Annotated in this window: 23 protein-coding genes and 1 tRNA gene; 17 read left to right on the top strand and 7 right to left on the bottom strand. The window is 64.4% G+C overall.

Translation table 11 applies throughout. The features are described 5' to 3' along the window. Positions 1-66 precede the first annotated feature (66 nt). Genes ssd through MHK00_RS06880 form a run of 9 tightly spaced genes read left to right on the top strand, consistent with a single transcriptional unit; the run spans position 67 to position 5,129 of the window. Positions 67-1,134 carry a septum site-determining protein Ssd gene (ssd, locus tag MHK00_RS06920; RefSeq protein ID WP_250410951.1) on the top strand — a complete coding sequence of 356 codons (1,068 nt, stop codon included), beginning with the start codon at positions 67-69 and terminating at the stop codon, positions 1,132-1,134. Then, positions 1,131-2,309: a TadA family conjugal transfer-associated ATPase gene (locus tag MHK00_RS06915; RefSeq protein WP_250410950.1), complete on the top strand. Its 1,179-nt coding sequence runs from the start codon at positions 1,131-1,133 to the stop codon at positions 2,307-2,309. Before ssd ends, MHK00_RS06915 begins: the two co-directional genes overlap by 4 nt. Beyond that, positions 2,302-3,090 (top strand): type II secretion protein F, encoded by a 789-nt coding sequence (locus tag MHK00_RS06910; protein ID WP_250410949.1) that lies wholly within the window; start codon positions 2,302-2,304, stop codon positions 3,088-3,090. The genes MHK00_RS06915 and MHK00_RS06910 overlap by 8 nt, the downstream gene beginning before the upstream one ends. Further along, a complete protein-coding gene (locus MHK00_RS06905) occupies positions 3,087-3,683 on the top strand; it encodes a type II secretion system F family protein (RefSeq protein WP_250410948.1) in 597 nt (198 codons plus the stop codon). Before MHK00_RS06910 ends, MHK00_RS06905 begins: the two co-directional genes overlap by 4 nt. Before the next feature lie 24 nt (positions 3,684-3,707). After that, the gene (locus tag MHK00_RS06900; protein WP_005327144.1) at positions 3,708-3,896 is read left to right on the top strand and encodes a DUF4244 domain-containing protein; all 189 of its coding nucleotides are present in this window, start codon (positions 3,708-3,710) and stop codon (positions 3,894-3,896) included. A 55-nt stretch (positions 3,897-3,951) separates the two neighbouring features. Then, positions 3,952-4,266, top strand: coding sequence for a hypothetical protein (locus MHK00_RS06895; protein ID WP_005323101.1), 315 nt, complete (start codon positions 3,952-3,954; stop codon positions 4,264-4,266). Next, on the top strand, positions 4,259-4,585 hold the full coding sequence (locus MHK00_RS06890) for an Rv3654c family TadE-like protein (RefSeq protein WP_250410947.1): 327 nt from the start codon (positions 4,259-4,261) through the stop codon (positions 4,583-4,585). The genes MHK00_RS06895 and MHK00_RS06890 overlap by 8 nt, the downstream gene beginning before the upstream one ends. Beyond that, complete coding sequence (locus tag MHK00_RS06885; RefSeq protein ID WP_250410946.1) at positions 4,582-4,935, top strand: hypothetical protein; 354 nt, start codon at positions 4,582-4,584, stop codon at positions 4,933-4,935. Before MHK00_RS06890 ends, MHK00_RS06885 begins: the two co-directional genes overlap by 4 nt. Then, positions 4,932-5,129: a hypothetical protein gene (locus tag MHK00_RS06880; RefSeq protein ID WP_005327148.1), complete on the top strand. Its 198-nt coding sequence runs from the start codon at positions 4,932-4,934 to the stop codon at positions 5,127-5,129. Before MHK00_RS06885 ends, MHK00_RS06880 begins: the two co-directional genes overlap by 4 nt. A gap of 7 nt (positions 5,130-5,136) precedes the next feature. Here MHK00_RS06880 and MHK00_RS06875 read toward each other — a convergent pair whose 3' ends face one another. Further along, a complete protein-coding gene (locus tag MHK00_RS06875; protein ID WP_250410945.1) occupies positions 5,137-7,500 on the bottom strand; it encodes a Zn-binding domain-containing protein in 2,364 nt (787 codons plus the stop codon). Between the two features lie 176 nt (positions 7,501-7,676). On the opposite strand from MHK00_RS06875, the gene MHK00_RS06870 reads away from it, so the two are divergent. After that, a complete protein-coding gene (locus MHK00_RS06870; protein WP_005323097.1) occupies positions 7,677-7,880 on the top strand; it encodes a cold-shock protein in 204 nt (67 codons plus the stop codon). A gap of 44 nt (positions 7,881-7,924) precedes the next feature. Here MHK00_RS06870 and MHK00_RS06865 read toward each other — a convergent pair whose 3' ends face one another. After that, positions 7,925-8,554: a DedA family protein gene (locus MHK00_RS06865; RefSeq protein ID WP_150851762.1), complete on the bottom strand. Its 630-nt coding sequence runs from the start codon at positions 8,552-8,554 to the stop codon at positions 7,925-7,927. A 248-nt stretch (positions 8,555-8,802) separates the two neighbouring features. Here MHK00_RS06865 and topA point away from each other — a divergent pair, with 248 nt between their 5' ends. Then, on the top strand, positions 8,803-11,778 hold the full coding sequence (topA, locus tag MHK00_RS06860; protein WP_250410944.1) for a type I DNA topoisomerase: 2,976 nt from the start codon (positions 8,803-8,805) through the stop codon (positions 11,776-11,778). An 18-nt stretch (positions 11,779-11,796) separates the two neighbouring features. Beyond that, positions 11,797-12,390 carry a hypothetical protein gene (locus MHK00_RS06855; protein WP_250410943.1) on the top strand — a complete coding sequence of 198 codons (594 nt, stop codon included), beginning with the start codon at positions 11,797-11,799 and terminating at the stop codon, positions 12,388-12,390. Here the strand turns inward: MHK00_RS06855 and MHK00_RS06850 are convergent. Both MHK00_RS06850 and MHK00_RS06845 read right to left on the bottom strand, forming a co-directional pair. Next, positions 12,340-13,578, bottom strand: coding sequence for a DUF418 domain-containing protein (locus tag MHK00_RS06850; RefSeq protein WP_250410942.1), 1,239 nt, complete (start codon positions 13,576-13,578; stop codon positions 12,340-12,342). The genes MHK00_RS06855 and MHK00_RS06850 overlap by 51 nt on opposite strands. A 12-nt stretch (positions 13,579-13,590) precedes the next feature. Beyond that, positions 13,591-15,123 (bottom strand): adenylate/guanylate cyclase domain-containing protein, encoded by a 1,533-nt coding sequence (locus tag MHK00_RS06845; protein ID WP_250410941.1) that lies wholly within the window; start codon positions 15,121-15,123, stop codon positions 13,591-13,593. On the opposite strand from MHK00_RS06845, the gene MHK00_RS06840 reads away from it, so the two are divergent. Together MHK00_RS06840 and MHK00_RS06835 are read left to right on the top strand one after the other, a co-directional pair. Then, on the top strand, positions 15,122-16,360 hold the full coding sequence (locus MHK00_RS06840) for a DNA polymerase III subunit delta' (RefSeq protein ID WP_250410940.1): 1,239 nt from the start codon (positions 15,122-15,124) through the stop codon (positions 16,358-16,360). The two genes, MHK00_RS06845 and MHK00_RS06840, sit on opposite strands and share 2 nt — an antisense overlap. A gap of 76 nt (positions 16,361-16,436) precedes the next feature. Beyond that, positions 16,437-16,512, top strand: a tRNA-Thr gene (locus tag MHK00_RS06835). Positions 16,513-16,582: 70 nt separating this feature from the next. Here the strand turns inward: MHK00_RS06835 and MHK00_RS06830 are convergent. Beyond that, a complete protein-coding gene (locus MHK00_RS06830) occupies positions 16,583-18,205 on the bottom strand; it encodes an AMP-binding protein (protein ID WP_250410939.1) in 1,623 nt (540 codons plus the stop codon). 151 nt (positions 18,206-18,356) lie between these two features. Between MHK00_RS06830 and MHK00_RS06825 the strand changes: the two genes are divergently transcribed. From MHK00_RS06825 to MHK00_RS06815, 3 genes are read left to right on the top strand one after another with little or no spacing between them, the layout of a single operon-like run. Then, a complete protein-coding gene (locus tag MHK00_RS06825; protein WP_250410938.1) occupies positions 18,357-19,172 on the top strand; it encodes a GDSL-type esterase/lipase family protein in 816 nt (271 codons plus the stop codon). Between the two features lie 52 nt (positions 19,173-19,224). Continuing rightward, complete coding sequence (locus MHK00_RS06820) at positions 19,225-20,310, top strand: S-(hydroxymethyl)mycothiol dehydrogenase (protein ID WP_250410937.1); 1,086 nt, start codon at positions 19,225-19,227, stop codon at positions 20,308-20,310. Beyond that, positions 20,310-20,924, top strand: a complete 615-nt coding sequence (locus MHK00_RS06815) for an MBL fold metallo-hydrolase (protein WP_005323087.1) — start codon at positions 20,310-20,312, stop codon at positions 20,922-20,924. The genes MHK00_RS06820 and MHK00_RS06815 overlap by 1 nt, the downstream gene beginning before the upstream one ends. Positions 20,925-20,927: 3 nt before the next feature. Here MHK00_RS06815 and rfbA read toward each other — a convergent pair whose 3' ends face one another. Further along, a complete protein-coding gene (gene rfbA, locus MHK00_RS06810) occupies positions 20,928-21,776 on the bottom strand; it encodes a glucose-1-phosphate thymidylyltransferase RfbA (protein WP_250410936.1) in 849 nt (282 codons plus the stop codon). Further along, complete coding sequence (rfbD, locus tag MHK00_RS06805; protein WP_250410935.1) at positions 21,777-23,132, bottom strand: dTDP-4-dehydrorhamnose reductase; 1,356 nt, start codon at positions 23,130-23,132, stop codon at positions 21,777-21,779. Between the last annotated feature and the right edge of the window lies 1 nt (position 23,133).

Here is a 23,133-nt window from a genome sequence, read left to right as displayed (position 1 = left end):
CGGGTTATCCACAACGCTGCTGCCAGAGCCTCGCTGCGGTTGCGCGACTGCTTCAGGCTATGAGGCATGAACGCATTACACCCTGATTCCGCCGTCATCGTTGTCGCCATTGGTGACGAAGCGCTGCGCGCCGAGGCCGTTCACGCTGCGGCTGCGACCAGCCACGATGTGCTGACCGTAACTGATCCCCGTGATATCCCGCGCAGCCTGCCCGGGGCCTATGCGGTGCTGGTTGATTCTTTGATGGCCCGCGTGGTGGCAGCAGCGCGGCGCACCCATACCGCGCCTGCGCCCGTGCTTTTCTTGGCCGCGGACCCCGGACCGATTGACTACGAGGCGGCGCTTGCCTGCCACGCGGAGAGCGCCTTTATTATCCCCGCCCAGGTGAAGGAGTTGCTGGCGAGCATTGCCGCGGCGGGCGCGCCGCAGGAAGCGCGGCCGGGCAGTGCGACCATCGCCGTGGTTGGCGCGAGCGGTGGGGTGGGTACTTCGACCTTCGCGGCCGCGCTGGCCCGCACCCAATGCGCAGCCGACGGTCGCGCCCTGCTTGTTGACGCCCACCCATACTCCGGCGGCCTCGACCTCCTGCTCGGCGTAGAAGCGGAACCGGGGGCGCGCTGGCCGGAGCTTACCGTGGGCGATGGCAGCATCGATGCCGCCGATCTCTACCGCGCGCTGCCATCCACGCCTGATGGGGTAGCAGTGCTCTCGGCCGCGCGCAGCACCGTCGCGGATCCCTTCCGCTTGGACAAGGACCTGCTTGCCCGGGTAGTAGGGGCGGCCCATGCGGGCGAAGGGATATGCGTGGTGGATTGCACCCCGGAGACCATCCCGGATGCCTGTACCCACGTGGTCATTGTGGTGGCCGCGGAGGTGCGATCGGCCGCGTCGGCCGCACAACTTCTGGTGCGTCTCGATGCCGCGCGGCGCAGGTGCGTGGTGGTGCTGCGGCAACGCCAGTGGGCGTCGTTAAGCGCGGCGGAAATAGAACGCATCGTCCACAGCACGGTGCTGGCAGAATTGCCGACGCTCCGGGGCCTCACCCGCGCGGTAGAAATCGGCGGCCTGCCGCAGCGCCTCCCCGCACCCCTGCGCAAGGCCGCCCGCGCGGTTCTCGAGGAGGTCGGCGCATGAGCGAACACACAGCAGCACAAGAAACGCTAGAAAAGATGCAGCGCATCATCGCCGCCGAGCCCAACTTGGTGAATGATGCGGCAGCCCTGGCCCGGCGCATTCGCGCGGAAGCTGGCGTGATTAGTGACGTCGCGGTGCTTGATCTGCTGCGCCGCCTGCGCCAAGACGCCACCGGCATGGGCCCGCTCGATGCGGTGCTGGGGCGCGAGGGCGTTACAGACGTCGTAGTCAACGGGCCACACGCGGTATTCATGGACCGCGGCGAAGGCCTTGAGCGCACCGATATCACCTTCCGCGATGATGCCGAGGTCCGCCAGCTGGCCAGCCGGCTTGCGGCAGCCTCAGGCACGCGCCTCGATGATGCGCAGCCCTTTGCCGATGGCCGCGTTACTCGCCCCGATGGTGTCGTGCTGCGCGTCCACGCCTTGCTAAGCCCGCCCGCGGTTGCCGGGACTTGCCTGAGCCTGCGCGTACTGCGCCAAGCGCAGACCACCCTGCCCCAGCTTGTAGACAATGGCACGCTGCCTGAAGACATCGCGGCACTGCTGCGCGCCGTGGTGGACAAGCGGATTTCCTTCCTCGTCATCGGCGGCACCGGTTCCGGCAAAACCACCCTGCTCTCCGCGCTTTTGGGAACCGTCTCCGAGCGCGAACGCATCCTTGTTATTGAGGACACCGCCGAGCTCTCCCCGCACCACCCGCACTGCGTCAGCGTGGTCTCGCGCCGGGCTAACGCGGAGGGAAGCGGCGAGGTCACGATGTCACAACTGCTGCGCCAAGCGCTGCGCATGCGGCCGGACCGCATCGTGGTGGGCGAGATTCGCGGCCGCGAGGTGGTGGATCTCCTCGCCGCGCTCAACACCGGCCACGACGGCGGCGCCGGCACGCTGCACGCCAATTCCCTCTTTGAAGTACCAGCCCGCATGGAGGCCCTCGCCGCCCTCGGCGGCTTGGACCGCGCGGCGCTGCACTCGCAATTGGCGGCGGCTGTGCACATGGTGCTGACCATGGAGCGCACCCCGCAGGGCCGCCGCCTCGCCCATATCGGTGTGCTCGAGGGAAACCCAGTGACCCCGCGCATCATCTGGAGCGCTGAAGATGGCCCGGCAGACGGCTTCGCGGAATTCTCCGCGCAGCTGCTGGGAGAACATGCCGGGGAGGCCAGCCATGCTTAGCTACCTCTTCCTTGCCGCCGCGCTCCTTATACCCGCGCCCTCGAGTGCCGGCCGCTTGGCCTCAGCCACGCGCCGGGCACAGACCAGCTCCGTGGTTATCCTAGGTGCAGTCTTTTGCGGCAGCCTGGTCTTCTACTCAGTGGGCCGCATCAGCATCGCTTTCGCCGCCGCCATTATCGCGTGGTGCGTGTCCTGGTACGTCAAAGACCTAGTGGCCGCGCGGGCAGAGCGGCGCGGCCGCGAGGGACTGGCCGCCTACCTGGGCGTCGTCACCGCGGACCTGCGTGCGGGGGCGACCCTGGCTGGGGCGCTCGCCCGCGGCGTGGAGTCCTTGCCAGCCACCACCCCGCGCGAGGTATCCACAGCACTAGAGTCCACGGCCGCCCTCGCCGCGCGCGGTGCGCCGCCGCACATGGCGCTGATAGAAGCGCAGGGCGGCAAGGCCCTGCCAGAGCTTCACCGCTTAGGTCACTTATTAGAGCTTTCCACCTACCACGGCATTGCGGTGGCCAGCTTGCTCGACCAAGCACAAAGCCGCCTCGACGCTTCCCGACGCCACCAGCAATCCACCGCCGCTAGCCTGCAAGGTCCCCAAGCCACCGCCACGGTGCTCGCGTGCCTGCCCATAGCCGGCATCGCCATGGGCGGCGCTATGGGTGCTAACTCGCTCGGCTTCCTTTTAGGCGGTGGAGTAGGCGGCATTCTCCTCGTGGTGGGCGTGGCGCTGGCCTGCGGCGGGTTCGCCTGGTCGCGCGTCATTATCCGGAAGGCGGCCGCATGACCCCGCTCATCTTTATCGCCCTCGCCGCCCTCATTGGCCTGCCGCCGCACACCGCCCGCCTGGCACCTGCCAGCGCAACCGAGACCACCGCCAAGACCCCGCGCGATGGCCCGACCGCGCGCGGGGGACTGATAAGCAAGCTCAAGCCGGCCGCACCGCTGGACCCACTGGCAGTAGCTGGCGACGTCGAACTTTTCGCAGCATGCCTGGCCGCAGGGCTATCCGTGCACGGCGCCACCACCGCGGTGGCCCGCACCGCGGATGCCCAGACCAAGGAGCTGTGGGAGACCGTCGCCGCGCTGCTCGGCGTGGGCGTTCCCGCGCAGTCCGCGTGGGGCCACATGAAGGGCCATGCGGGGCTGGAGGACTTAGCGCAGCTTGTCATCATGTCGGGCCAATCCGGCGCTACCATCGCGGCCGGATGTCAACGAATCTGTACTTCTTTGCGCGCGGAAGCATCCGCCCACGCCACGGCGCAGGCGGAGCGCGCAGGAGTATTTATCGCCCTCCCGCTGGCGGTGTGCTTCCTGCCAGCATTCATCGTTCTAGGCCTTGCGCCCGTAGTCATCAGTTTGGGCGCACAACTTCTCTAAACCTCATGTGAAAGGACACTAATCATGCACGCACTTAATAAGTATTCCCAGCTCATCCGCAATGACGAGGGGATGAGCACCATCGAATATGCCATGGGATCTCTGGCGGCCGCCGCGCTTGCCGGGGTGCTCTACATGGTCATCAACGGCGGCGGGGTGGTCGATGCCATCGAGGGCATCATTACCGACGCCCTCTCGAACACCCCGAGCTAGCGCCGCTCTTTAACCGCGGCCGGCGGGCCCAGCCTGCCGGCAGAAAGGAGGAAAGATGCACAGGGTATTTGATGACGATGGCTCCGTGACCATCGAGGCCGCCTTGGCTTTAAGCTCCCTGGTCTTGGTCGCGGCGGGAATCGTGGGTGCCATTGCCACGCTGGCATCTTATATCGCCGCGGTGGACATGGCGGGCGCGGCCGCGCGTTCGCACGCCATCGGCGTCGAATACCATCCCCCGCGCGAGGATGCCCAGGTCAGCGTGGAAGAAAGCGGTGGGTTGGTGAGGGCGTCGGTAAGCGTCGATGCCCCCGTCGGCACCATGCGCTCCGAGGCGGTATTTCCGGCCGAGGTGGGCGGAAATGAGTAGGCCGCAGCGCTGCGGCGAGGAAGGCTATGCCACCATTGCCGCGGCCGGCATCATCGTCGCCATCGTGAGCCTGCTGCTTATCGTGGCGGCAGTGGGCTCGCGGGTGGCCGCGCGCCACGAGGCTCAGGTGGCGGCCGACCTCGCGGCGGTTGCCGGTGCCTGGGCCCTCGCTACGGGTGAAGATGCTTGCACCGCCGCGCGCGATACCGCCGCGCTTAACGACGCCGCCTTAGAAACCTGCACCGAATCCGGCCGCGACGTCATCGTCACCGCCACGGTCCGTGGACGGTCCACTCAAGCGAAGGCCGGGCCGGTATGACCTGGCAAGAAGCAGTAGTGCGCCTTATCCCCACCGCAGTGGCAGCCGTAGCAGGCTTTATCGCTTGGCGGGAATACCGCCGAAAGGTACGCGAAGAAATCAAATCGGATCATAGGCGGGAACAAGATAGATGGTGGGGAATTGTGCAGTGGTGTATCGATAAGACTGACTCGGCGGAAAGCGCCGAAAGAATTACTGGATGGTATTTTCTCCCCACAATTCTGGGATTATTATCGGACGTTGAAGGAGATTCCCCTTTTATCAACACGCTGTGGGACTTTGCCCAAGAGTTTAGAGAGGGTGAGCTCGACAAATCTGCCCCGAAAGAAGAAAGAGGCGATGCTCCATGAGGCATCCGCAAGGCTCGCCTTTTTATGAGCCGAATCCGGAAGTGCGGCGCACTCGCGCACGTGCAGCGGCGGAAATTCAGCGCATCATATTGGAGCGGTTTCCTCATCGGCGTGAGGAGCTATTGCAGCGCAGCGCCGACTATGAATACGCGCGGGCGCAGCGAGTAAATGAAGAAGAAGGCAAAACCGCTTAAGTTGAGGCTAGCCCTGCGTCATGGTGACCAGCGCACCCAGTAGCTTGATGGCGCCGTCCTTGCTCAGCGGATTGTTTCCGTTTCCGCACTTGGGCGATTGCACGCACGACGGGCAACCGGCTTCGCACGGACAAGAGCGCACGGCCTCGAAGGTGGCAGCGATCCATTCGGGGAAGCGGCGGAAGCCTTCCTCAGCAAAACCGGCGCCGCCGGGGTGGCCGTCGTAGACAAAGACGGTAGGTAGCTGCGTATCGGGGTGCAGTGCGGTGGACACGCCGCCGATGTCCCAGCGGTCGCAGGTGGCGATAAGCGGTAGCAGGCCAATGGCGGCGTGCTCGGCCGCGTGCAAGGTGCCGGGCGTATCGGAGGCGGTAACCCCCATCGCGGAAAGCGCCATCGGATCGATGGTGTAGGCCACCGCCCGGGTGACCAGGCGTTGTTCGGGGAGATCGAGGGGGATATCGTCGCCAATGGTGCCGTCGGCAAGCCGCACCTGGTAGCCGGTGACGCGGTCGGTGACCTCCACCTCCACGTCCGCCACCCACAGCCCTGGGGAGTAATTGACCAGGTTATCGGCCTCGCGCAGGATGCGGATATCCGTGGTGGAGCGCGGAGTCGTGGAATAGTCTGGGGTCTCGGGCCGGGCCAGGGCCAGGTAATCGCTGAGGATGAGCTCCTCGATGACAAAACTCTCGCCTTGGTGCAGGTACACCGCGCCGGGGTGGACCTGGCTGGTAGCGCGGGCGGCGTCGATGGTGCCGAGCAGGCGGCCGTCGGAGGAATCCACAATCATGACTTCCTCGCCCGCCCCGCCGCGCAGCGAAACCGCGGTATGCGCCGTTTCGGGCGAGAGTTCCTCCGGCGCATGGGCGGGGATGGGCACGGCGAACCAGCCGCGCTCGCGGCGGCGCAGCAGGCCAGACTCGGCCAGCTGGTGAACCACATCCTGCGCACCCCAGGCGGCAATCGTGGCATCATCCAGCGGCTTTTCCACCGCGGCGCAATAGACGTGGCCGAAGAGGATATACGGATTGGCCGGGTTGAAGACGCTGGCCTCCACCGGCCGGCCCAGCAGGGCCTCGGGGTGGTGGACCAGGTAGGTATCCATCGGCTCATCGCGGGCAACGAGCACCACGAGCGAGCCCTGCCCGCGGCGGCCGGCGCGCCCGGCCTGCTGCCAAAAACTCGCGACGGTCCCCGGGAAGCCGGCCGTGACTACGGCATCGAGCCCACCGACGTCGATACCCAGCTCAAGGGCGGAGGTGGTGGCGACGCCGAGCAAGGAGGCGTCGTCAAGCGCGTGCTCCAACTTGCGGCGGTCCTCGGCCAGGTAACCGGCGCGGTAGGCGGCGATGCGCTGGGCAAAATCGGGCCGGCCAAGGCTACCGGAGAGCACCTCGGCCGCGCGCATGGCCACTACCTCGGCCGAGCGGCGCGACCGCACAAAGGTCATGGTGCGCGCGCCCTCGGCGATGAAGGAGGCCATCATCTCGGCCGCCTCGGTGGTTGCGGCGCGGCGCACCGGCGCCCCGTGCTCGCCCTCGGCCCCCTCGATAAAGCCCGGCTCCCATAGCGCCACGGTGCGCGCGCCGGTGGGGGCGGTGTCCTCCGTAATCGCGCGGGCGGGCCGGCCGGTAAGGCGCTGCGCATGCCGGCCCGGGTCCTTCATAGTGGCCGAGGCATAAATTACCGTCGGCCGCGAGCCATAGTGCGCGCACAGGCGCAGCAGGCGCCGCAGCACCAGCGCCACGTTCGCGCCAAAAACGCCCCGGTAGGAATGGCATTCATCGATGACGATGAACTCCAGGTGCCGCAGCAGCCGCGCCCACCGCGCATGCGCCGCAAGCAGCGACATATGCACCATATCCGGGTTGGAGAAAATGAACCGCGAATGATCGCGCACGCCCGCGCGGGATTCCTGCGGTGTATCGCCGTCATAGGGCGAGGGCACCACGCCCTTGAGCGCCGGAATGCCCCGGCACAGCTCGAGCACGGCTTGCAGCTGGTCCGATCCCAGCGCCTTGGTGGGGGTGAGATACAGCGCGCAGGCGGTCGGCTCCTGCGCCAGCCGGCTCAAAATGGGCAGCTGGTAGCCCAGGGACTTTCCCGAGGACGTACCGGTAGAAATCACCGCATCCTCGCCGGCCCAGGCCGCCTGCGCCAGCTCCGCTTGGTGGCTATACAGCTTGCCGACGCCCCCTTCGACCAGCTTGTCCTTCAATTCCGGCAGCACCCATTCGGGCCACTCGGCATACTGCGCGCGCTGCGGCGGCAGGGTGGTGTGAAATGTGAGAGTGGACTCATCGAGGCGGCGCTGGATGAACTCGAGCAGCTCTTCTCCCAGGGGATTATCCGTTTCCGGGTGAGCCAATTTTTACCCCCTCGTGAGTTAGGCCTATCGCTTTGGCGTGGAACGTGTCACACTGATATGAGGCCAATGATGTCTTGGTGCGGTGTTTACACTTTAAGGTACTGCTAAAGGACGCATTTACCGAACCCCTCGGCGCGGAATCGCCGCACCGCCAATTAAGAAAAGGACTGCACACCATGGCACAAGGAACCGTTAAGTGGTTTAACTCTGAAAAGGGCTACGGCTTCATCGAGCGCGCGGACGGCGAAGGCGATATCTTCGTCCACTACTCCGAGATCCAGGGCAGCGGATTTCGCACCCTAGAGGAAAACCAGCAGGTCACCTTCGAAGTAGGCTCCGGCCCGAAGGGCGAGCAGGCCCAGTCCGTGTCCGTCATCTAGGCGGCCGGCTTCCTCGCTCAGGCCTTCCCGCTTTGGCCTTTCTGCTACGGCGTTTCGGCGTAGCCGCGGCGGGTATCCCACCACTCGGTGAACTTATTCTGCAGCTTCTGCAGGCCCACGCCGATGATGACGGCGGCGATGATGCTGACCACCACGGCCAGCACGGGCGAATTGGAAAAGGCCATGCCGCCCAGGTAGCCAATGGCGAGCGCCTCGGCTGCCCAGAGAGCGACGCCGATGGTGTCGAAGAAGACAAAGACGAGCCACGGGAAGCGCATCGACCCCAGCAGGATGGTCATAAACAGGCGCGCTGAAGGAATGAAGCGGGCAATAATAATGGCCGCACCGCCGCCGCGACGCATATTGCGCTTGACCCAGTTGAGCCCCTCGTAGGCCTTCGATCCCTTAGGTACGCGCTGAAGCAGGGGCATGAAGCGCGTGCCCAGCAGGAAACAGAGATTATCGCCCATCATGGCGGCAATGAGCGCCACGAAAAACATGGTGGGCAGGTGCGGAAAGCCCTGGGAGCCGGACCAGGCGCCGGCCATATTGAGCGGGATTTCAGAAGGCAGCACGGGGAAGAAGCAGTCACCAAAGATCAGTACGCCCACCAGCGGGTAGATCCACTCTGTGGACATGACGGTTTCGATCCACATAGTGATGGTGTCAACCATGAATCCTCCGCGGGCGTTGTCTTGGGTGTGCTATCGTGCCCCACAATGCTTTCACAGCTACTGGGCGTTCTAAGTAGGCCAGTATAGACCCGTTCCGTGGGGGTACATAGTGCCCCTGAAAACGGCCTTTTGGCAGAACCGCGTATATGGTGCGAGAAAGGAAACGCAGATCAACTGTGTACGCTAGGGGCGATTGCTGAAAGCGTGCAAACCTTATTGTTCGCATCATCGAAAGGGATGAAGTCGAAGTGGCAGAAGCAGCCGGGCCGGGAAAGACCTTGGTGATCGTCGAGTCGGCGACGAAGGCGAAGAAGATTCAGCCTTACCTCGGAGATAACTACATCGTGGAGGCCTCCGTGGGCCATATCCGCGATCTTCCCCGTGGCGCTGCGGACGTGCCGGCTAAGTATAAGAAGGAATCCTGGGCGCGCCTCGGCGTGAACCCGGAGGATGACTTCGCCCCGCTGTACGTGGTGAGCCCCGATAAAAAGAAGAAGGTCGCGGACCTCAAGTCCAAGCTGAAGCAGTGCGACCAGCTCTACCTCGCAACAGACCCTGACCGCGAGGGCGAGGCCATCGCCTGGCACCTGCTCGAGGTGCTCAAGCCCAAGGTTCCGGTGCGCCGCATGGTCTTTAATGAGATCACCAAGTCCGCGATCCTGGAGGCCGCGGACAATACCCGCGACCTGGATTACAACCTTATCGACGCCCAGGAAACCCGCCGCATCCTCGACCGCCTCTACGGCTATGAGGTCTCCCCGGTGCTGTGGAAGAAGGTCATGCCGCGGCTTTCTGCCGGCCGCGTGCAGTCGGTGGCCACCCGCGTCATCGTCGAGCGCGAGCGCGAGCGCATGGCGTTCATCCCGGCCGACTACTGGGACCTGGCCGCCACGCTAGATACCGGCGCTGCGGACGCGGACAACCCCGCTACTTTCGACGCCCGCCTCACCGCCGTCAATAGCAAGCGCGTGGCCTTGGGCCGCGACTTTGATGACCGCGGAAACGTCAAGAGCAAAGACGTCATCGTCATCACCGAGCCGCAGGCCAAGGCGCTAGAAACCGCGCTGCGCGGTGCGGATATGCAGGTCGCTGGGGTCGAACACAAGCCCTATACGCGCAAGCCCTATGCGCCGTTTATGACCTCCACGCTGCAGCAGGAGGCCGGCCGCCGCCTGCACTTTACTTCTGAGCGCACCATGCGCATTGCGCAGCGCCTGTACGAAAACGGCCACATTACTTATATGCGTACGGACTCCACCTCGCTCTCTAAGCAGGGCTTGTCCGCCGCGCGCAATTCCGCTACCAGCATTTATGGCGCAGAGTACGTCTCTGATTCCCCGCGCGTATATGACCGCAAGGTGAAAAACTCCCAGGAGGCCCACGAGGCCATCCGCCCGGCCGGCGAGTCCTTCGCTACCCCGGGCCAGCTCTCCGGCCAGTTGGATGCGGAGGAGTTTAAGCTCTATGACCTGATTTGGAAGCGCACCGTCGCCTCCCAGATGGCCGATGCCAAGGGAACCTCCATGAAGGTCACCGTGGCCGGCACCGCCGCCACGGATAAGGGCAGCTATGACGTGGAATTTTCCGCCACCGGCCGCACCATTACCTTCCCCGGCTTCTTGAAGGCCTACGGCGCGGACGACGCCAAGGGTGACAAGAAGGGCGAGACCCGCCTGCCGCACTTGGAGGAGGGCCGCGGCCTGACCGCCAAGGAGGTCTCCGCCGAGGGACACTCCACCAACCCGCCGGCGCGCTATACCGAAGCCAGCCTGGTCAAGAAGATGGAGGACCTGGGCATCGGACGCCCGTCTACCTACGCGTCCATCATCAAGACCATCCAGGACCGCGGCTATGTGGTCTCGCGCGGCAATGCGCTGGTGCCATCCTGGGTTGCCTTCGCCGTCGTAGGCCTATTGGAGGAAAACTTCACCGAGCTGGTGGACTATGACTTCACCTCTTCCATGGAAGACGAGCTAGACCAGATTGCCACCGGTATCGAGGACGGTACCGCCTGGCTAAACGGTTTTTACTTTGGCAACGCCGAGGCCAACGAGCAGAAGGCGGCTTCCATTGCCCGTCACGGCGGCTTGAAGTCGCTTATCGACGTCAACCTGGAAGCCATCGACGCCCGCAAGGTCAACTCCCTGCGCCTTTACACCGACACCGAGGGCCGCGACGTCTTTGTCCGCGTAGGCCGTTACGGCCCGTACATCGAGCGCGCCGTTGGCACTAATGACGACGGCAGCATCGAGTATCAGCGCGCTAACCTGTCCGAAACCGTCACCCCGGATGGTTTGAACGAGGAGCTGGCGGAAAAGCTTTTCGCCACCCCGCAGGGCGGCCGCGAGCTGGGCGAGAACCCAGAAAACGGCCGCATGATCGTGGCCAAGGAAGGCCGCTTCGGACCCTATGTCACCGAGGTCGTCCGCGAGGATGAGCGGGAGAAGGCCGAGGGTGAGGCCGAGGAGATCGTCGCCAAGGAGCGCGCTGAGGAGGACAAGCAACGCGCCGAGGAAGGCAAGCGCGCCAAGAATTGGGAAACCAAGACGGCCGCGAAGCAGAAGGAAAAGCGCGTCAAGGAGTACATCGAGAACAAGCTCAAGCCGGGTACGGCTTCGCTGTTTAGCTCCATGGAACCCTCCACTGTGACTTTGGAGGAGGCCCTCAAGCTGCTTTCTCTGCCGCGCGAGGTGGGCGAGGACGACGGCGTGATGATCACCGCGCAGAACGGGCGCTATGGCCCGTACCTGAAGAAGGGTACCGATTCGCGCTCGCTGGCTAAGGAAGAGCAGATCTTCACCATCACCTTGGACGAGGCCCGCCGCATCTACGCCGAGCCGAAGCGTCGCGGCCGCGCCGCGGCCCAGCCGCCGATTAAGCAGCTGGGCGATAACGACGTCTCCGGCAAGCCCATGACCGTCAAGGACGGCCGCTTCGGCCCCTATGTCACCGACGGCACCACGAATGCCTCCCTGCGCCGTGGCGATGACCCGGAGCAGCTTACCGACGCTCGCGCGAACGAACTCCTTTCTGAGCGCCGCGCCAAGGAAGCTTCCGGCGAGACCAAGAAGAAGTCCACCAAGAAGTCCTCTAAGAAGACGACGAAGAAGAAGGCAACCAAGAAGGCCACCAAAAAGTCCACGAAGAAGGCTGGCAAGAAGGCAACTAAGAAGCCCTCGCCCGGCACGAAGAACGTGGTAAAGGCCGGCTCGCGCAAGAAGTAACCGCGTAAGGTGGCGGGCATGAACGATTTTCTTGCCCGCACCCAAGAAGGCGCCGCGGCCCTGCGGCGCGCCGTCACCATCAAAACGCGGCCGCAGCTTTTGGCCTCGGTACGCGAAGAGCCCGCCGTTGGCGCCGGAGTCTTAGCCGGGGCTATCGCCCAGGTGGAAAAGGCCCGCACCCTGACCCGTCCTTCGGTGCTCGGCGTGGCGGCCGTAACGGCGAGCCATGCCGCCTATGCGTGGAGCCTGTATCGCCGCGGCGCGCGCAATGATGCTCTGGGTTGGGGCCTGCGCGCGGCCGCGTGGGGCGCGGGCGTTGCCGCCACTCGCACACAGCCGACGGCCGCTGCGGTCGCGGTGGGCGGCGCGGCGGTGCTTGCCACTTCGGCGCTGGCGGGAGATCCAGCGCTGCGCACCGATGCTGGCAAGGGCATGAGCCACGGCGCCAACCTGCTCGTCGCGGCCGAGGGGCTGACGGCCCTGCGCGCGGCGCTCGCGCAGCACTATCGCGGTAAGCGGAAGCAGGGGGCGCGCCTCGTGGGCGCGGCCGAGGCGGGCGCCCTAGTTGTCGGCCACCTGCTGCTTATTGATGGCCTGTGCCGCACGCGGTAGCTGCGGCTGCATCGTCGGACCGTAGGACAGGCGGCGGTGCACCGCCTCGAACGGCCCGCGGAGGTCGAAGACTTCCAGCACGCAAGCCCCGATAAGCGTGGCCAACCACACCGCGAAGGCCAGCGCGGCCTGGCCGAAGGCGCCCAGATCGTGGCCGAAGTTCAGCGTGAACGGGTGCACGAGGAAGAAAAAGAGAATGGACTGCCCCACGTAGCCGCTCATGGAGCGCTTGCCCAGCGCCGCAAAGGGCCACAGCATCGCGGGCAGCGGCGCGCCGGCCGAGAGCCGCTCCTGCACCGGCTGCAGCAGCAGCGCGAGCCCGGCCAGGATGCCAGGTCCGGTAAAGACTCCGATGAAAGCGTTGGCATTATTGGCCGCATTGGCCCAGCGCTGCTCGATGACCCCCAGCGTACTCAAAGACCACAAAGTACCGATAACCACGGTAATGGCCACCGCAATGGCGACCCAACGCATGAGGGTGGGGCGGTGAGAGGGGACGTCGGCAAGCACGCCCTGGCGCGCCCACACAAAGCCCACCAGCATGACGGGCAGGTACATCAGCACAATGATCGGCGTGGCAACGGCCTGGCTGCCCAGGGTAATAAGCTGACTGAGCAGCAGATCTGGATAAGACTCGATGGTGCCAATGCCCTCCGTGGCCACCACGCCGAGGGGATCCATAGCGCCGGAAATGAAGGCTACCACCCCGCCCAGCGCGCACAGCGCAAATAAAATATAGGCAATGAGCATGAGGGTAGAATCCCGTTTGCGCAGCAGGAATGCGATGATAATTCCCGCCACGCCATAGAAGAACATAATGTCGCCCCAAAACAGCAGCACCAGGTGCACCGCGCCCATCACCGCCAAGAAGGCATAGCGCTTGGCGATGACCCCGCGCGCCGCCCGCACCGGAAACCCGCGCCGCCACAGACTCATCGCAATGAGCCCCACGCCAAAGCCGAGCAGGGTAGAAAACATGGGCAGGCCGCGGTTGTGGACAAAGAAGGCGCCAAAGACGACGGCCGCCTTATCCCACGCGCTGCCATCGATGATGCCGCCGAAATAGCTGCCCGGCCGGTCGGTGGTGATGATCCATGCCGTGGTCATATTGGCCATGGCGATGCCTAGAAGGGCCATGCCGCGTGCCACATCGGGCACGATCATGCGGGGCCGGGGAGCTGAGCTCACTTAAAAACCTCGTTATACCTCGGAACGTTCTGCCAGGGTAGCGCGGATAGGGCGAGCCAGTTGGGTCATGCGGTGACGCCCGCGCAGCTCAATGGATTTCATCATAGTCCAGCGGGCCTGCTCGGCCTCATTGGCGGTCTTGAGCGTGGCGGCGTTGGTAAGCACCTGGCCCGGGGTGTCCTTAGCGAGCTCGGTCAGGCGCGCGGCCTCGTTCACGGCGTCACCGATGACGGTGTATTCGAAGCGATCCGCGCCGCCGATGTGCCCGGCAACGACGTGCCCCGCCGCCACGCCAATGCCCGCCTGCAGCTCCAGCCCGCGCAACTCGCCGCGCAGCTCGCGGGCGGCCTGCAGGGCCATGGAGGCGGAATCATAAACGTTGAGCGGCGCGCCAAAAACGGCGAGGGCGGCATCGCCTTGGAACTTATTAATGATGCCTTTATTGCGGTGCACCACCTGGACAACGTGCTCGAAGAACTTATTGAGCTCCTCCACTACCTCCTCGGGGGAGTGGTTGACGGCGAAGGTAGTAGAGCCGATGACGTCAATGAAGAGCACCGCGACCTTGCGGTCCTCGCCGCCCAACTCGGGGCGCTCTTCCAGGGCGCGCTGCGCCACCTCGGCGCCGACGTAGCGGCCGAAGATATCGCGCACGCGCTGGCGCTCGCGCAGGCCGCGCATCATCTCGTTGAAACCGGCCTGCAGTACGCCCAGCTCGGAACCGTCATAGATATCGACCTCGACATTAGTCTCGCCGCGGCGTACCCGGTTAATGGCGTCTTGGAGCTCCACGATCGGGTCCACCACGCTCATCACCGCGAAGCTAGTACCGATAAACCCGGTGCCTAGGGCGGTAAGTGCGAGGGCTGTGATGGCGGGAACCAGGTCTCCTGCGGTGCCGGAGAAGAGCCCGGTGCGCTGGGCGATGAGTACGAGCAAGATGCCCACCAGCGGCACGCCGGAGGTCATCAGCCAGGTCGAAATGAGGCGGTACTTGATGGGCGGCTCCAGGGTGGCATCCTCGAAGCGGCGCGCCACGGCTTGGGCGGCCACCGGGCGCACCAGGCGCTCTGCCTGCAGGTAGGTCAAGATGACCACCACAAGGCCGGCCAGGGTGGCGGATACACCCACGACGAGCCCGAGGCGGCCGGATTCCCGGCCGGAAATCACCACGGCCAGGATGATGCCGATGAGCCATACCGCGGCCGCCACCACGGATTGGTAGACGGGGATGCGCAGCACTAGGTTGCGCACCATATTTGGGTCGTGCTCGTCCGGGTTGCGCTGCCAGTCCAGCACCGGGCGGAAAAGCAGCAGGGTGACGGCGATGCCGATGACCACGGCAAAAATGAGATATACCGCGGCGACGCCCATCAGGCTGGGCAGCTCGGCGGCAAAATCCTTAATCTCCGGCATCGGTAGGAAATAAAGGACAAAGGTCATGATCGCGATGGCACCGATGAGGTTCGCGCCAAGGACTAAGGCGGCGTAGACCGGCCATTGGGTACCCATGAGCCATCGTGCGCCGCGCAGTAGTCTGTTCATGCTTTCATACTTTAGTAAGACCAGTAGGCTAGGGCGAGTGAATACCGGAAGCGTTGCGCAAAGATTGGCAGATACCCCAGGTGTGGCCCGCACTATCCTGGGCGCCGCCCGGGCAGCTCGGGGGATGCCGGGGGCAGACCCGCGGGCGATGAGCCATTCCTGGCTATTTACCGGCCCGCCGGGCTCCGGCCGTTCCTTGGCCGCCATCGATTTTGCGGCCGCGCTCATGTGCACGGACCCAGAGGAACCGGGCTGCGGCCGGTGCGAGGCCTGCCGCGCGGTGCTAGAAACCAAACAGCACACCGATCTGGTCCTCGTGGATCCGCAGGAGGTCATCATTCCCGTGGATACGGTGCGCGAGGTCATCGGCCGCGCGGCGAGCCTGCCCACGGTGGCGCCCTGGCGCGTGGTGATCTTCAACAACGCCGACCGCCTGAACAATAACGGCGCGAATGCCCTACTCAAGACGGTAGAGGAGCCGCCGGCGCGCACCGTGATCATTATGTGCGCGCCTTCCGACGCCCCCGAGGACTTCTCCCAGACCCTCCGCTCGCGCTGCCGCCACCTCTACATTCCCTCCCCGTCGGTGGAGAGCATTACCGCCCAGTTGGTCAGCGAGGGCGCCTCGGATCACGACGCCCACTTGGCCGCCCTCACCTCCCTTCGCCACGTCGGCCGGGCGCGGCGCCTGGTCAACGATCCGGCGGTGCAAAAACGCCGCGCGGTGGCCATCAACTTGGCAGAGGACGTCTTCCACGGCTCCCAAGGCTTCCAGGCGGTGACCTCGCTATTGAAGCTGGTGGACGCGGAGGCGAAGGAGTCGCATAAGGAACAAGAAGAGGCCGAGCTGGCGAAGCTGGAACAGACCCTCGGCGTGGGTGCGAAGGGCAAAGGCGCGGCCAAGGCGCAACGCGACGCCCGCTCCGCCATCAAGGATCTGCAGGACCAGCACAAGAAGCGGGCGAAGCGCCGCGTGATCGACAACCTGGACCTCGTGCTTGTTGATCTCTCCGGCGTCTACCGCGATGCACTCATGCAGAAGGTGGGCGCGCAGGTGGATCTCACCCACCCGGATTTTGCTGGACTTTCTGGTGAGATCGCGCAGCGCGTGAGCGAGGAAGGCCTGCTGGACTGCCAGGCGGCCATTACGCTGTGCCGCGAGCAGCTGACCCAAAACGTCGGCACGCAGATTGCCTTCGACGGGCTGGTGGGCCGCCTGCGCCGCGCGTGCCTGTAGGTGGGGCCCGATTTCTATTCCGCGGCGCCCCTAGGTTAAACTCTCTCTTGCTGCACTGGCGCATGCCGAGCAGCGCGCCGCCTTAGCTCAGTCGGTAGAGCATTTCACTCGTAATGAAAAGGTCGCGAGTTCGATTCTCGCAGGCGGCTCCACAATGGCCGCAGGTGTATAGCCTGCGGCCTTTCGCGGTTTTAGGGAAAGCGCGTTGTGGGGGGCGGCGTGCTAAGCCTCGCCGTGGTTATTGAGCAGGCGCGGGACCACCTTGCCGGTGGCGTTGCGCGGGAGCTTGGCCAGGAAGTGCACGTCGCGCGGCACGGAGTGATCGGCGAGCTTGGTGCGGACCCAGTCGCGGATGGCGTCGGCGGTGAGGGCCTTTCCGGCGGCGTCGGCAGTAGGCACCGCCCACACGGCGATGCGCTGGAAGGTCTCGCTATCCTCCACGCCGCCGGCATGCACCTCGTGGATGCCGGGCATGGCCTCGAGAACCTCGGTGACGGACTGCGGGTGGACGTTTTCGCCGCCGACGATGATCATGTCATCGGCGCGGCCCACCACGTGCAGGAAGTCGTGCTCGTCGATGTAGCCCAAATCGCCGATGGAAATGAGCCCGTCTACCTTATTGAGCCGCAGGTTTGGGTTGGTGTAACCGGTCATTGCGGTGGAGTTGGTGAGGTAGATCTCTCCCACCTCGCCGCGCGGAACCGGGTGGCCCTCCTTATCGAGGATGCGCAACTTCGTGCCCGAGGCCACGCGCCCGGCGATGGTGGGGTTGGCGGCGACCTGATCCATGGTGGCGGTCGTCGCGAGCGCGAGTTCGGTGGATCCGTACACGTTGCACAGGATGGCGCCAAAGCGCTCATTGGTCTCCTTGACCACCTCCGGGGTCAGCGCATTGCCGGCCGAGGCGATGAACTGCAGGCTCGAGGTATCAAACTCGCCAGCTGGGTCCCGCTCCACCAAGCGCTTAAAGAAGATGGGGGAGGAAATCATGCCATCGAGGCGGTAGCGCTGGACGTCGTCAAGCACCTGCTCCGCGTCGAATACGCGCCGGGTGACGATGGTATTGCGCAGGCCCAGTGCAATATTGATGCAGGCCCAGCCCCAGGTGTGAAAAATGGAGGCGGTCAGTTGCAGGCGCTGGTCGGCGCGCCACGGAATCGTATCCACGATGGAGGCCAGCACCACGGGCAGGGTAGGCTCCGGCCGCACAATGCCCTTCGGAATGCCGGTGGTGCCGGAGGACATGAGCACGATTGCGCCGTGCTTGGGGAAGCGCGGCAGCTCCGCGGCCGGTGGGTTCTTCACAATTTTATCGAGTTTCGGCAGATCGCTTGCGCCCGTATCGTGCGCGATGATGACCGGGATATCGGTGTCCACGCGGTCAATGAACTCGTCATCTACAACCAGCACGTTGATGCCGTTTTCCTCGATGCAGCCGGCCAGCTGCTCCGGGGAGGAGCCCACGTTGAGCAGGTAAATAGAAGCGCCCACATATCCCTTGGCACCGAGCGGAATGATGATGCCGCGGCCGTTGCGCGCCATCACGCCGAGGCGAATCTCGGGCAGGTCCAGCGAGCGGAGGTAGCGGGCGAAGCCTTGCGTGTGGGTGCGCAGCTGGCGGTAGGTGAGGGTGCCGTCGTCGTCGATAAGCGCCAAGCGCTCGGGGCAGGCAAGGTAGCCCTGTTCGATCTCGCGCGCGGTGGTGAAGCGGTAGCGGGCCAGGTTTGGCAGCAGATTGATCTGGGCCTTCGTGCCGCCTTGGTGGCTGACGAGTCCGGCGTTGAGAAGCGCCGGCACGAACCGGCCGAGGGCTGCGGCGTGGAACTTGAAATCAGAGAAATTCACGGTTGGGATAGCTCCAAATAAGCAAAGATAACAAAAAGGTAACCATGGACGATATCGTGAGAGAGGCGGGCGGTGTTGCCGCCAACTCGAAATATGTTACAGAAGTGACTACAGTTACCTGAAGTTACTGGTGTTTCTAGAAAAGGATCTCATGAAATCTCTGCAGCTCAAAGTCCTCTCCGTGGTGGCGTCCGCGCTGGCCGTCGTAGGCGTGGCTGTCGCACCGCAGGCCACCGCCGCGGAGCGCAACCTGGTAGCCTTCGGCGATTCCGTCTTGGCGGATCCAGACGCCGGCTCCTACCTCGCCCACCGCTACGACCCCTCTAAAGGCGTGGGCGTAGATTGCCCGACCTCCAATAACTACGCCAAGCGCGCCGGCGCCAAGCTGCGCCTTCCGGTGCGGGACTTCTCCTGCTCCGGCGCCGTGTCCATGTCCCGCGGCCCGCAGATCTTCCAGCAGGTGGATGCGGCCATCCGTACCGGCGCGCTGAGCCCGGCCACTAACCGCGTGGTCATCACCACCGGCTTTAATGACACCTACAACCACCGCGATATGAGCCTGCCGCAGATTCGCAAGGAGTTCGCGGACCGCACTGCCCCGCAGATTGAGCGCATTAAGCGCGCTGCCCCGAATGCCCGCGTCCAGATCGTGGGCTATCCCACCATCGGTTCTGGCCCGTACTACTGCCTATTCCACTTCGGCCCGCGCCCGGCCGATTCGACCTTCCTGCCGGGCATCCAAGACTTTGAGAATAAGGCCCAGTGGATGCAGGTGGACTTGGCGGCGCGCACCGGCGTGCAGTTCTTGGATATGAAGCCTTCCACCCGCAATAACGGCATGTGCGCCGATGCAAACCAGCGCATGTGGGCTGGTCTGGTGGACTTTACTGCTGGCGATGGCAACCTTCCCATCCATATGAACCAGCGCGGCCACGAGCACACGGCCAACGTCATCGCCCGCTCCTAAAAAGAGTTTTCAATAATGCGCCGATTTTGAAAATATCGGTACGCTCGGGCGCATGACTGTAAAAGCTGTTATCGCCCGTTCCAAGGGCGCGGAAGTCGAAACCGTCAATATTGTCGTTCCCGATCCCGGCCCTAACGACGTCATCGTGCGCGTCCAGGCCTGCGGTGTATGCCACACCGACCTTGCCTACCGCGATGGCGATATTGAAGACGCCTTCCCCTTCCTGCTCGGCCACGAGGCCGCAGGCGTAGTAGAGACCGTAGGTTCTGCGGTCACCCACGTGGAGGAAGGCGACTTCGTCATTTTGAACTGGCGCGCCGTGTGCGGCGAGTGCCGCGCCTGCAAGAAGGGCGAGCCAAAGTACTGCTTCAATACCCACAACGCCTCCAAGAAGATGACCCTCGAGGATGGCACCGAGCTCACACCTGCGCTGGGCATCGGTTCCTTCGCTGAGAAGACCCTGGTCCACGAGGGCCAGTGCACCAAGGTAGAAGACACCGACCCGGCTGCCGCTGGCCTGCTGGGCTGCGGCATCATGGCGGGCCTCGGCGCGGCCGTGAATACCGGCGATATCCAGCTCGGCGAGTCCGTTGCCGTCTTCGGCTGCGGCGGCGTTGGCATGGCCGCCATTGCGGGCGCCAAGCTGGCGAGCGCGGCCAAGATCATTGCTGTGGACATCGACGAGTCCAAGCTGGAGACCGCCTGCGAGTTCGGCGCGACCGACACCATCTGCTCCAAGGATCTGTCGGAGCAGGAGGTTATCGACGCCGTCCGCGAGCTCACCGGCGGCTTCGGCACCGACGTCTCTATCGACGCCGTGGGCATCCAGCCCACCTGGCGCCAGGCCTTCTACTCCCGCGACCACGCCGGCCGCATGGTCATGGTGGGCGTGCCGAACCTCACCGACCACGTGGACATTCCGGCCATCGACCTCTACGGCCGCGGCGGCTCCATCAAGCCTGCGTGGTACGGCGATTGCCTCCCAGAGCGCGATTTCCCCGCCTACGTAGCGCTGTCCAAGGCCGGCAACTTCCCGCTGGACAAGTTCGTCTCCGAGCGCATTGCGCTTGACGACGTCGAGCAGGCCTTTACCACCATGAAGTCCGGCAAGGTTCTGCGTTCCGTGGTGGAGTTCTAATGCGTATCGATAGCACGGTTACTTCTGGCAAGTTCCGCCTCGATGGCGGCGAGTGGGACGTGGACAATAACGTCTACGTCGTGGGCGATGACTCCAGTGTGTACGTGGTGGATCCCTCCCACGATCTCGATGCGGTAGCAGAGCTCGTTGGCGATCGCCGCGTGGAAGGCATCTTGCTCACCCACGCGCACAATGACCACTGCGAGCTCGCCCCCGAGGCCGCCAAGCGCTTCGATACCGAGGTCTACCTGCACCCGGACGATGACATGCTGTGGCAGGAGTCCAATGGCGATGCTCCGTACACGCCATTGGCGGACCGCGGTCAGTTCGATATTGGCGGCGAGAAGATCACGGTCTACCACACCCCGGGCCACTCGCCGGGCTGCGTGGTGCTGCACGTGGGCGAGACGCTGCTGTCGGGCGATACGCTCTTCAACGGCGGCCCTGGTGCCACCGGCCGCAAGTACTCCGACTTCGATGTGATCATCGAGTCGCTGAAGAACGTCGTCTTCACCCTGCCGGAGGACACCAAGGTCCTGCCAGGGCATGGCGATGCCACCACGGTGGGCGCGGAGGCCGCGCGCATCGACGAATACATCGAGCGCGGCTACTAGCCTCTAGTACGCCCGCAGGTACTCGCCGTAGCCGGACTTAAGCAACGGCTCGGCGAGTTTTTCTAGCTGGGCGCGGTCGATGAAGCCGGCTTCGAAAGCGGCCACTTCTGGTGAGCCAATAACGATGCCGGTGCGTTTTTGCATCACCTCGACGTAGGCGGAGGCCTCGCTCATCGAGTCCACCGTTCCCGTATCGAGCCACACGCTGCCGCGGTGCAGGCGCTGCACATTGAGCTCGCCGCGGCGCAGGTACTCCTCGTTTACCGCCGTGATCTCCAGTTCACCGCGGCCGCTGGGCTGGATGCCCTTGGCTATCTCCACCACCGAGTTGTCATAAAAGTACAAGCCCACCACCGCGTGGTTCGACCGCGGTACTTCCGGCTTTTCCTCGATGCTCAGTGCATGGCCTGCGGCGTCGAATTCCACGACACCATAGCGCTGCGGATCCGAGACTTCGTAGGCGAAGATGATGCCGCCCTCCGGATCTTGGCAGTGCGCGAGCTCGCCGCCGAAGCCGTGGAAGATATTATCGCCGAGCACCAGCGCGACGCTGTCGTTTCCAATAAACTCCTCGCCGATCAAAAAGGCCTGCGCGAGCCCCTCCGGCCGCGGTTGGACAGCGTAATCGATCATGAGTCCGAGCTGCGATCCATCGCCAAAGAGGCGCTGGAAGGCCCCCGCATCCTCCGGGGTGGTGATGATGAGGATTTCCCGAATACCCGCCTGAATGAGCGTGGTGAGCGGGTAATAAATCATCGGCTTGTCATAAATGGGCATGAGCTGCTTCGAGATGCCCTTGGTAATCGGGTAGAGCCGCGTGCCGGAACCGCCGGCCAGGATGATGCCTTTCATTTAATCCTCCGGGTACAGCGCCAAGTACAGGGCAAGGGCCGCGCGCCAGTTCTGCGGCTTGAAGCCCGTAGCCTCGATTTTATCTAGCGCAAGCGTCGACTCCTTGGGGCGCGGCGCCTCGGGGCCCGCGATCTCGCGGTACTGCTCGGTGCTTACCGGGGTAACCTCGGCCGGGTCGTGGCCGAGCCCGATGAACACGGCCATGGCGATCTCATCGCGGCCCACGGTATCGCCCGAGTTGGAGAGGTTATACACGCCGTACTCCGCGTCGGAATTGAGCAGGTGGACGATGCCCTTGGCCAGGTCCTCGGCAAACGTGGGCCGCCCGCGCTGGTCATGGATGACCTTCGGTTCCACGCCCTTAGTGGCCAGCCGGCGCATGGTGGACATGAAATTCTCACCATCGCCAAAGACCCAGGAAGTACGGATGACGTAGTGCTGCGGCGCGGTCTGCGCGGCGGTATCGCCCGCGGCTTTCGACGCCCCATACGCACTCAGCGGCGACGGCAGCTCCTCCTCGGTGTGGACCTCGTTAGTGCCGTCGAAGATGTAGTCGCTCGACACATGCACCAGCGTGAGTTGGTTCTCCGCGGCGATGCGCGCCAGCCGTGCGGGCGCTTCCGCATTGACGGCCCAGGCGGCGGCGCGGTCGTTTTCGGCACCGTTGACGTCGTTATACGCCGCGCAATTGATGATGGCGGAGTACTGCTTCCAATTCCGCTCTGGTGGGTCGGTGATGTCGAAGTCGGCGTGGGTGCACAATTCGGCGTCGGCAAGCAGGCGTTTGAGCGCACGCCCCAACTGCCCGTTCGCGCCGGTGACGAGGATGCGCCGGGCGGGCATCGGGCTCACCTCCGCAAGAGCGGGGTGCTGCTTGTCCTTCTCCGAAACCTCGGTGGGCTCCAGCGGCCAGTCCACGATGTTGAGGTTCACCGCGGCGTAGCGAGCCTCGGCCGACCAGTGCTCATTCACCAGGTAGCAGTAGGAGGTTTCCTCCAGCGCCTGAAAGCCATTGGCGACGCCCCGTGGGACAAACACCGCAGTCTCCGGCCCCACCTCGTGGGTGACGACTTCGCCAAAGCTATCCGACCCCTCGCGCAAGTCGCACCATGCGCCGAAAATCTTGCCCTGCGCCACCGAGACGAGCTTGTCCCACGGCTCGGCGTGCAGGCCGCGCGTAGCACCGGCGTGGTTGAAAGAGATATTGTTCTGCACCGGCTGGAAGCCCGCGAGCTCGGGTGCGAGGCCGGTGAATTTTTCGCGTTGCCAATTCTCTTTGAACCAGCCGCGGTTATCGCCGTGCACGTCGAGGTCGATGATGAGCAGCCCCGGGATGGCGGTTTCGGTAATACGCATA

Source organism: Corynebacterium tuberculostearicum (genome assembly GCF_022347385.1).
GTDB classification, from domain to species: Bacteria; Actinomycetota; Actinomycetes; order Mycobacteriales; family Mycobacteriaceae; genus Corynebacterium; species Corynebacterium tuberculostearicum_M.
The sequence above is the reverse complement of the archived record's forward strand: the minus strand, read 5'-3'. Positions and strand labels throughout refer to the sequence as shown.

Coding starts and splice junctions, on each gene's coding strand:
- MHK00_RS06840 (WP_250410940.1), top strand. CDS start 15,122: ATGCTTTCATACTTTAGTAAGACCAGTAGGCTAGGGCGAGTGAATACC.
- MHK00_RS06855 (WP_250410943.1), top strand. CDS start 11,797: ATGAACGATTTTCTTGCCCGCACCCAAGAAGGCGCCGCGGCCCTGCGG.
- MHK00_RS06825 (WP_250410938.1), top strand. CDS start 18,357: ATGAAATCTCTGCAGCTCAAAGTCCTCTCCGTGGTGGCGTCCGCGCTG.
- MHK00_RS06905 (WP_250410948.1), top strand. CDS start 3,087: ATGACCCCGCTCATCTTTATCGCCCTCGCCGCCCTCATTGGCCTGCCG.
- MHK00_RS06880 (WP_005327148.1), top strand. CDS start 4,932: ATGAGGCATCCGCAAGGCTCGCCTTTTTATGAGCCGAATCCGGAAGTG.
- MHK00_RS06890 (WP_250410947.1), top strand. CDS start 4,259: ATGAGTAGGCCGCAGCGCTGCGGCGAGGAAGGCTATGCCACCATTGCC.
- MHK00_RS06915 (WP_250410950.1), top strand. CDS start 1,131: ATGAGCGAACACACAGCAGCACAAGAAACGCTAGAAAAGATGCAGCGC.
- ssd (WP_250410951.1), top strand. CDS start 67: ATGAACGCATTACACCCTGATTCCGCCGTCATCGTTGTCGCCATTGGT.
- MHK00_RS06820 (WP_250410937.1), top strand. CDS start 19,225: ATGACTGTAAAAGCTGTTATCGCCCGTTCCAAGGGCGCGGAAGTCGAA.
- MHK00_RS06845 (WP_250410941.1), bottom strand. CDS start 15,123: ATGAACAGACTACTGCGCGGCGCACGATGGCTCATGGGTACCCAATGG.
- MHK00_RS06895 (WP_005323101.1), top strand. CDS start 3,952: ATGCACAGGGTATTTGATGACGATGGCTCCGTGACCATCGAGGCCGCC.
- rfbA (WP_250410936.1), bottom strand. CDS start 21,776: ATGAAAGGCATCATCCTGGCCGGCGGTTCCGGCACGCGGCTCTACCCG.
- MHK00_RS06865 (WP_150851762.1), bottom strand. CDS start 8,554: ATGGTTGACACCATCACTATGTGGATCGAAACCGTCATGTCCACAGAG.
- MHK00_RS06885 (WP_250410946.1), top strand. CDS start 4,582: ATGACCTGGCAAGAAGCAGTAGTGCGCCTTATCCCCACCGCAGTGGCA.
- MHK00_RS06900 (WP_005327144.1), top strand. CDS start 3,708: ATGCACGCACTTAATAAGTATTCCCAGCTCATCCGCAATGACGAGGGG.
- rfbD (WP_250410935.1), bottom strand. CDS start 23,132: ATGCGTATTACCGAAACCGCCATCCCGGGGCTGCTCATCATCGACCTC.
- MHK00_RS06910 (WP_250410949.1), top strand. CDS start 2,302: ATGCTTAGCTACCTCTTCCTTGCCGCCGCGCTCCTTATACCCGCGCCC.
- MHK00_RS06815 (WP_005323087.1), top strand. CDS start 20,310: ATGCGTATCGATAGCACGGTTACTTCTGGCAAGTTCCGCCTCGATGGC.
- MHK00_RS06870 (WP_005323097.1), top strand. CDS start 7,677: ATGGCACAAGGAACCGTTAAGTGGTTTAACTCTGAAAAGGGCTACGGC.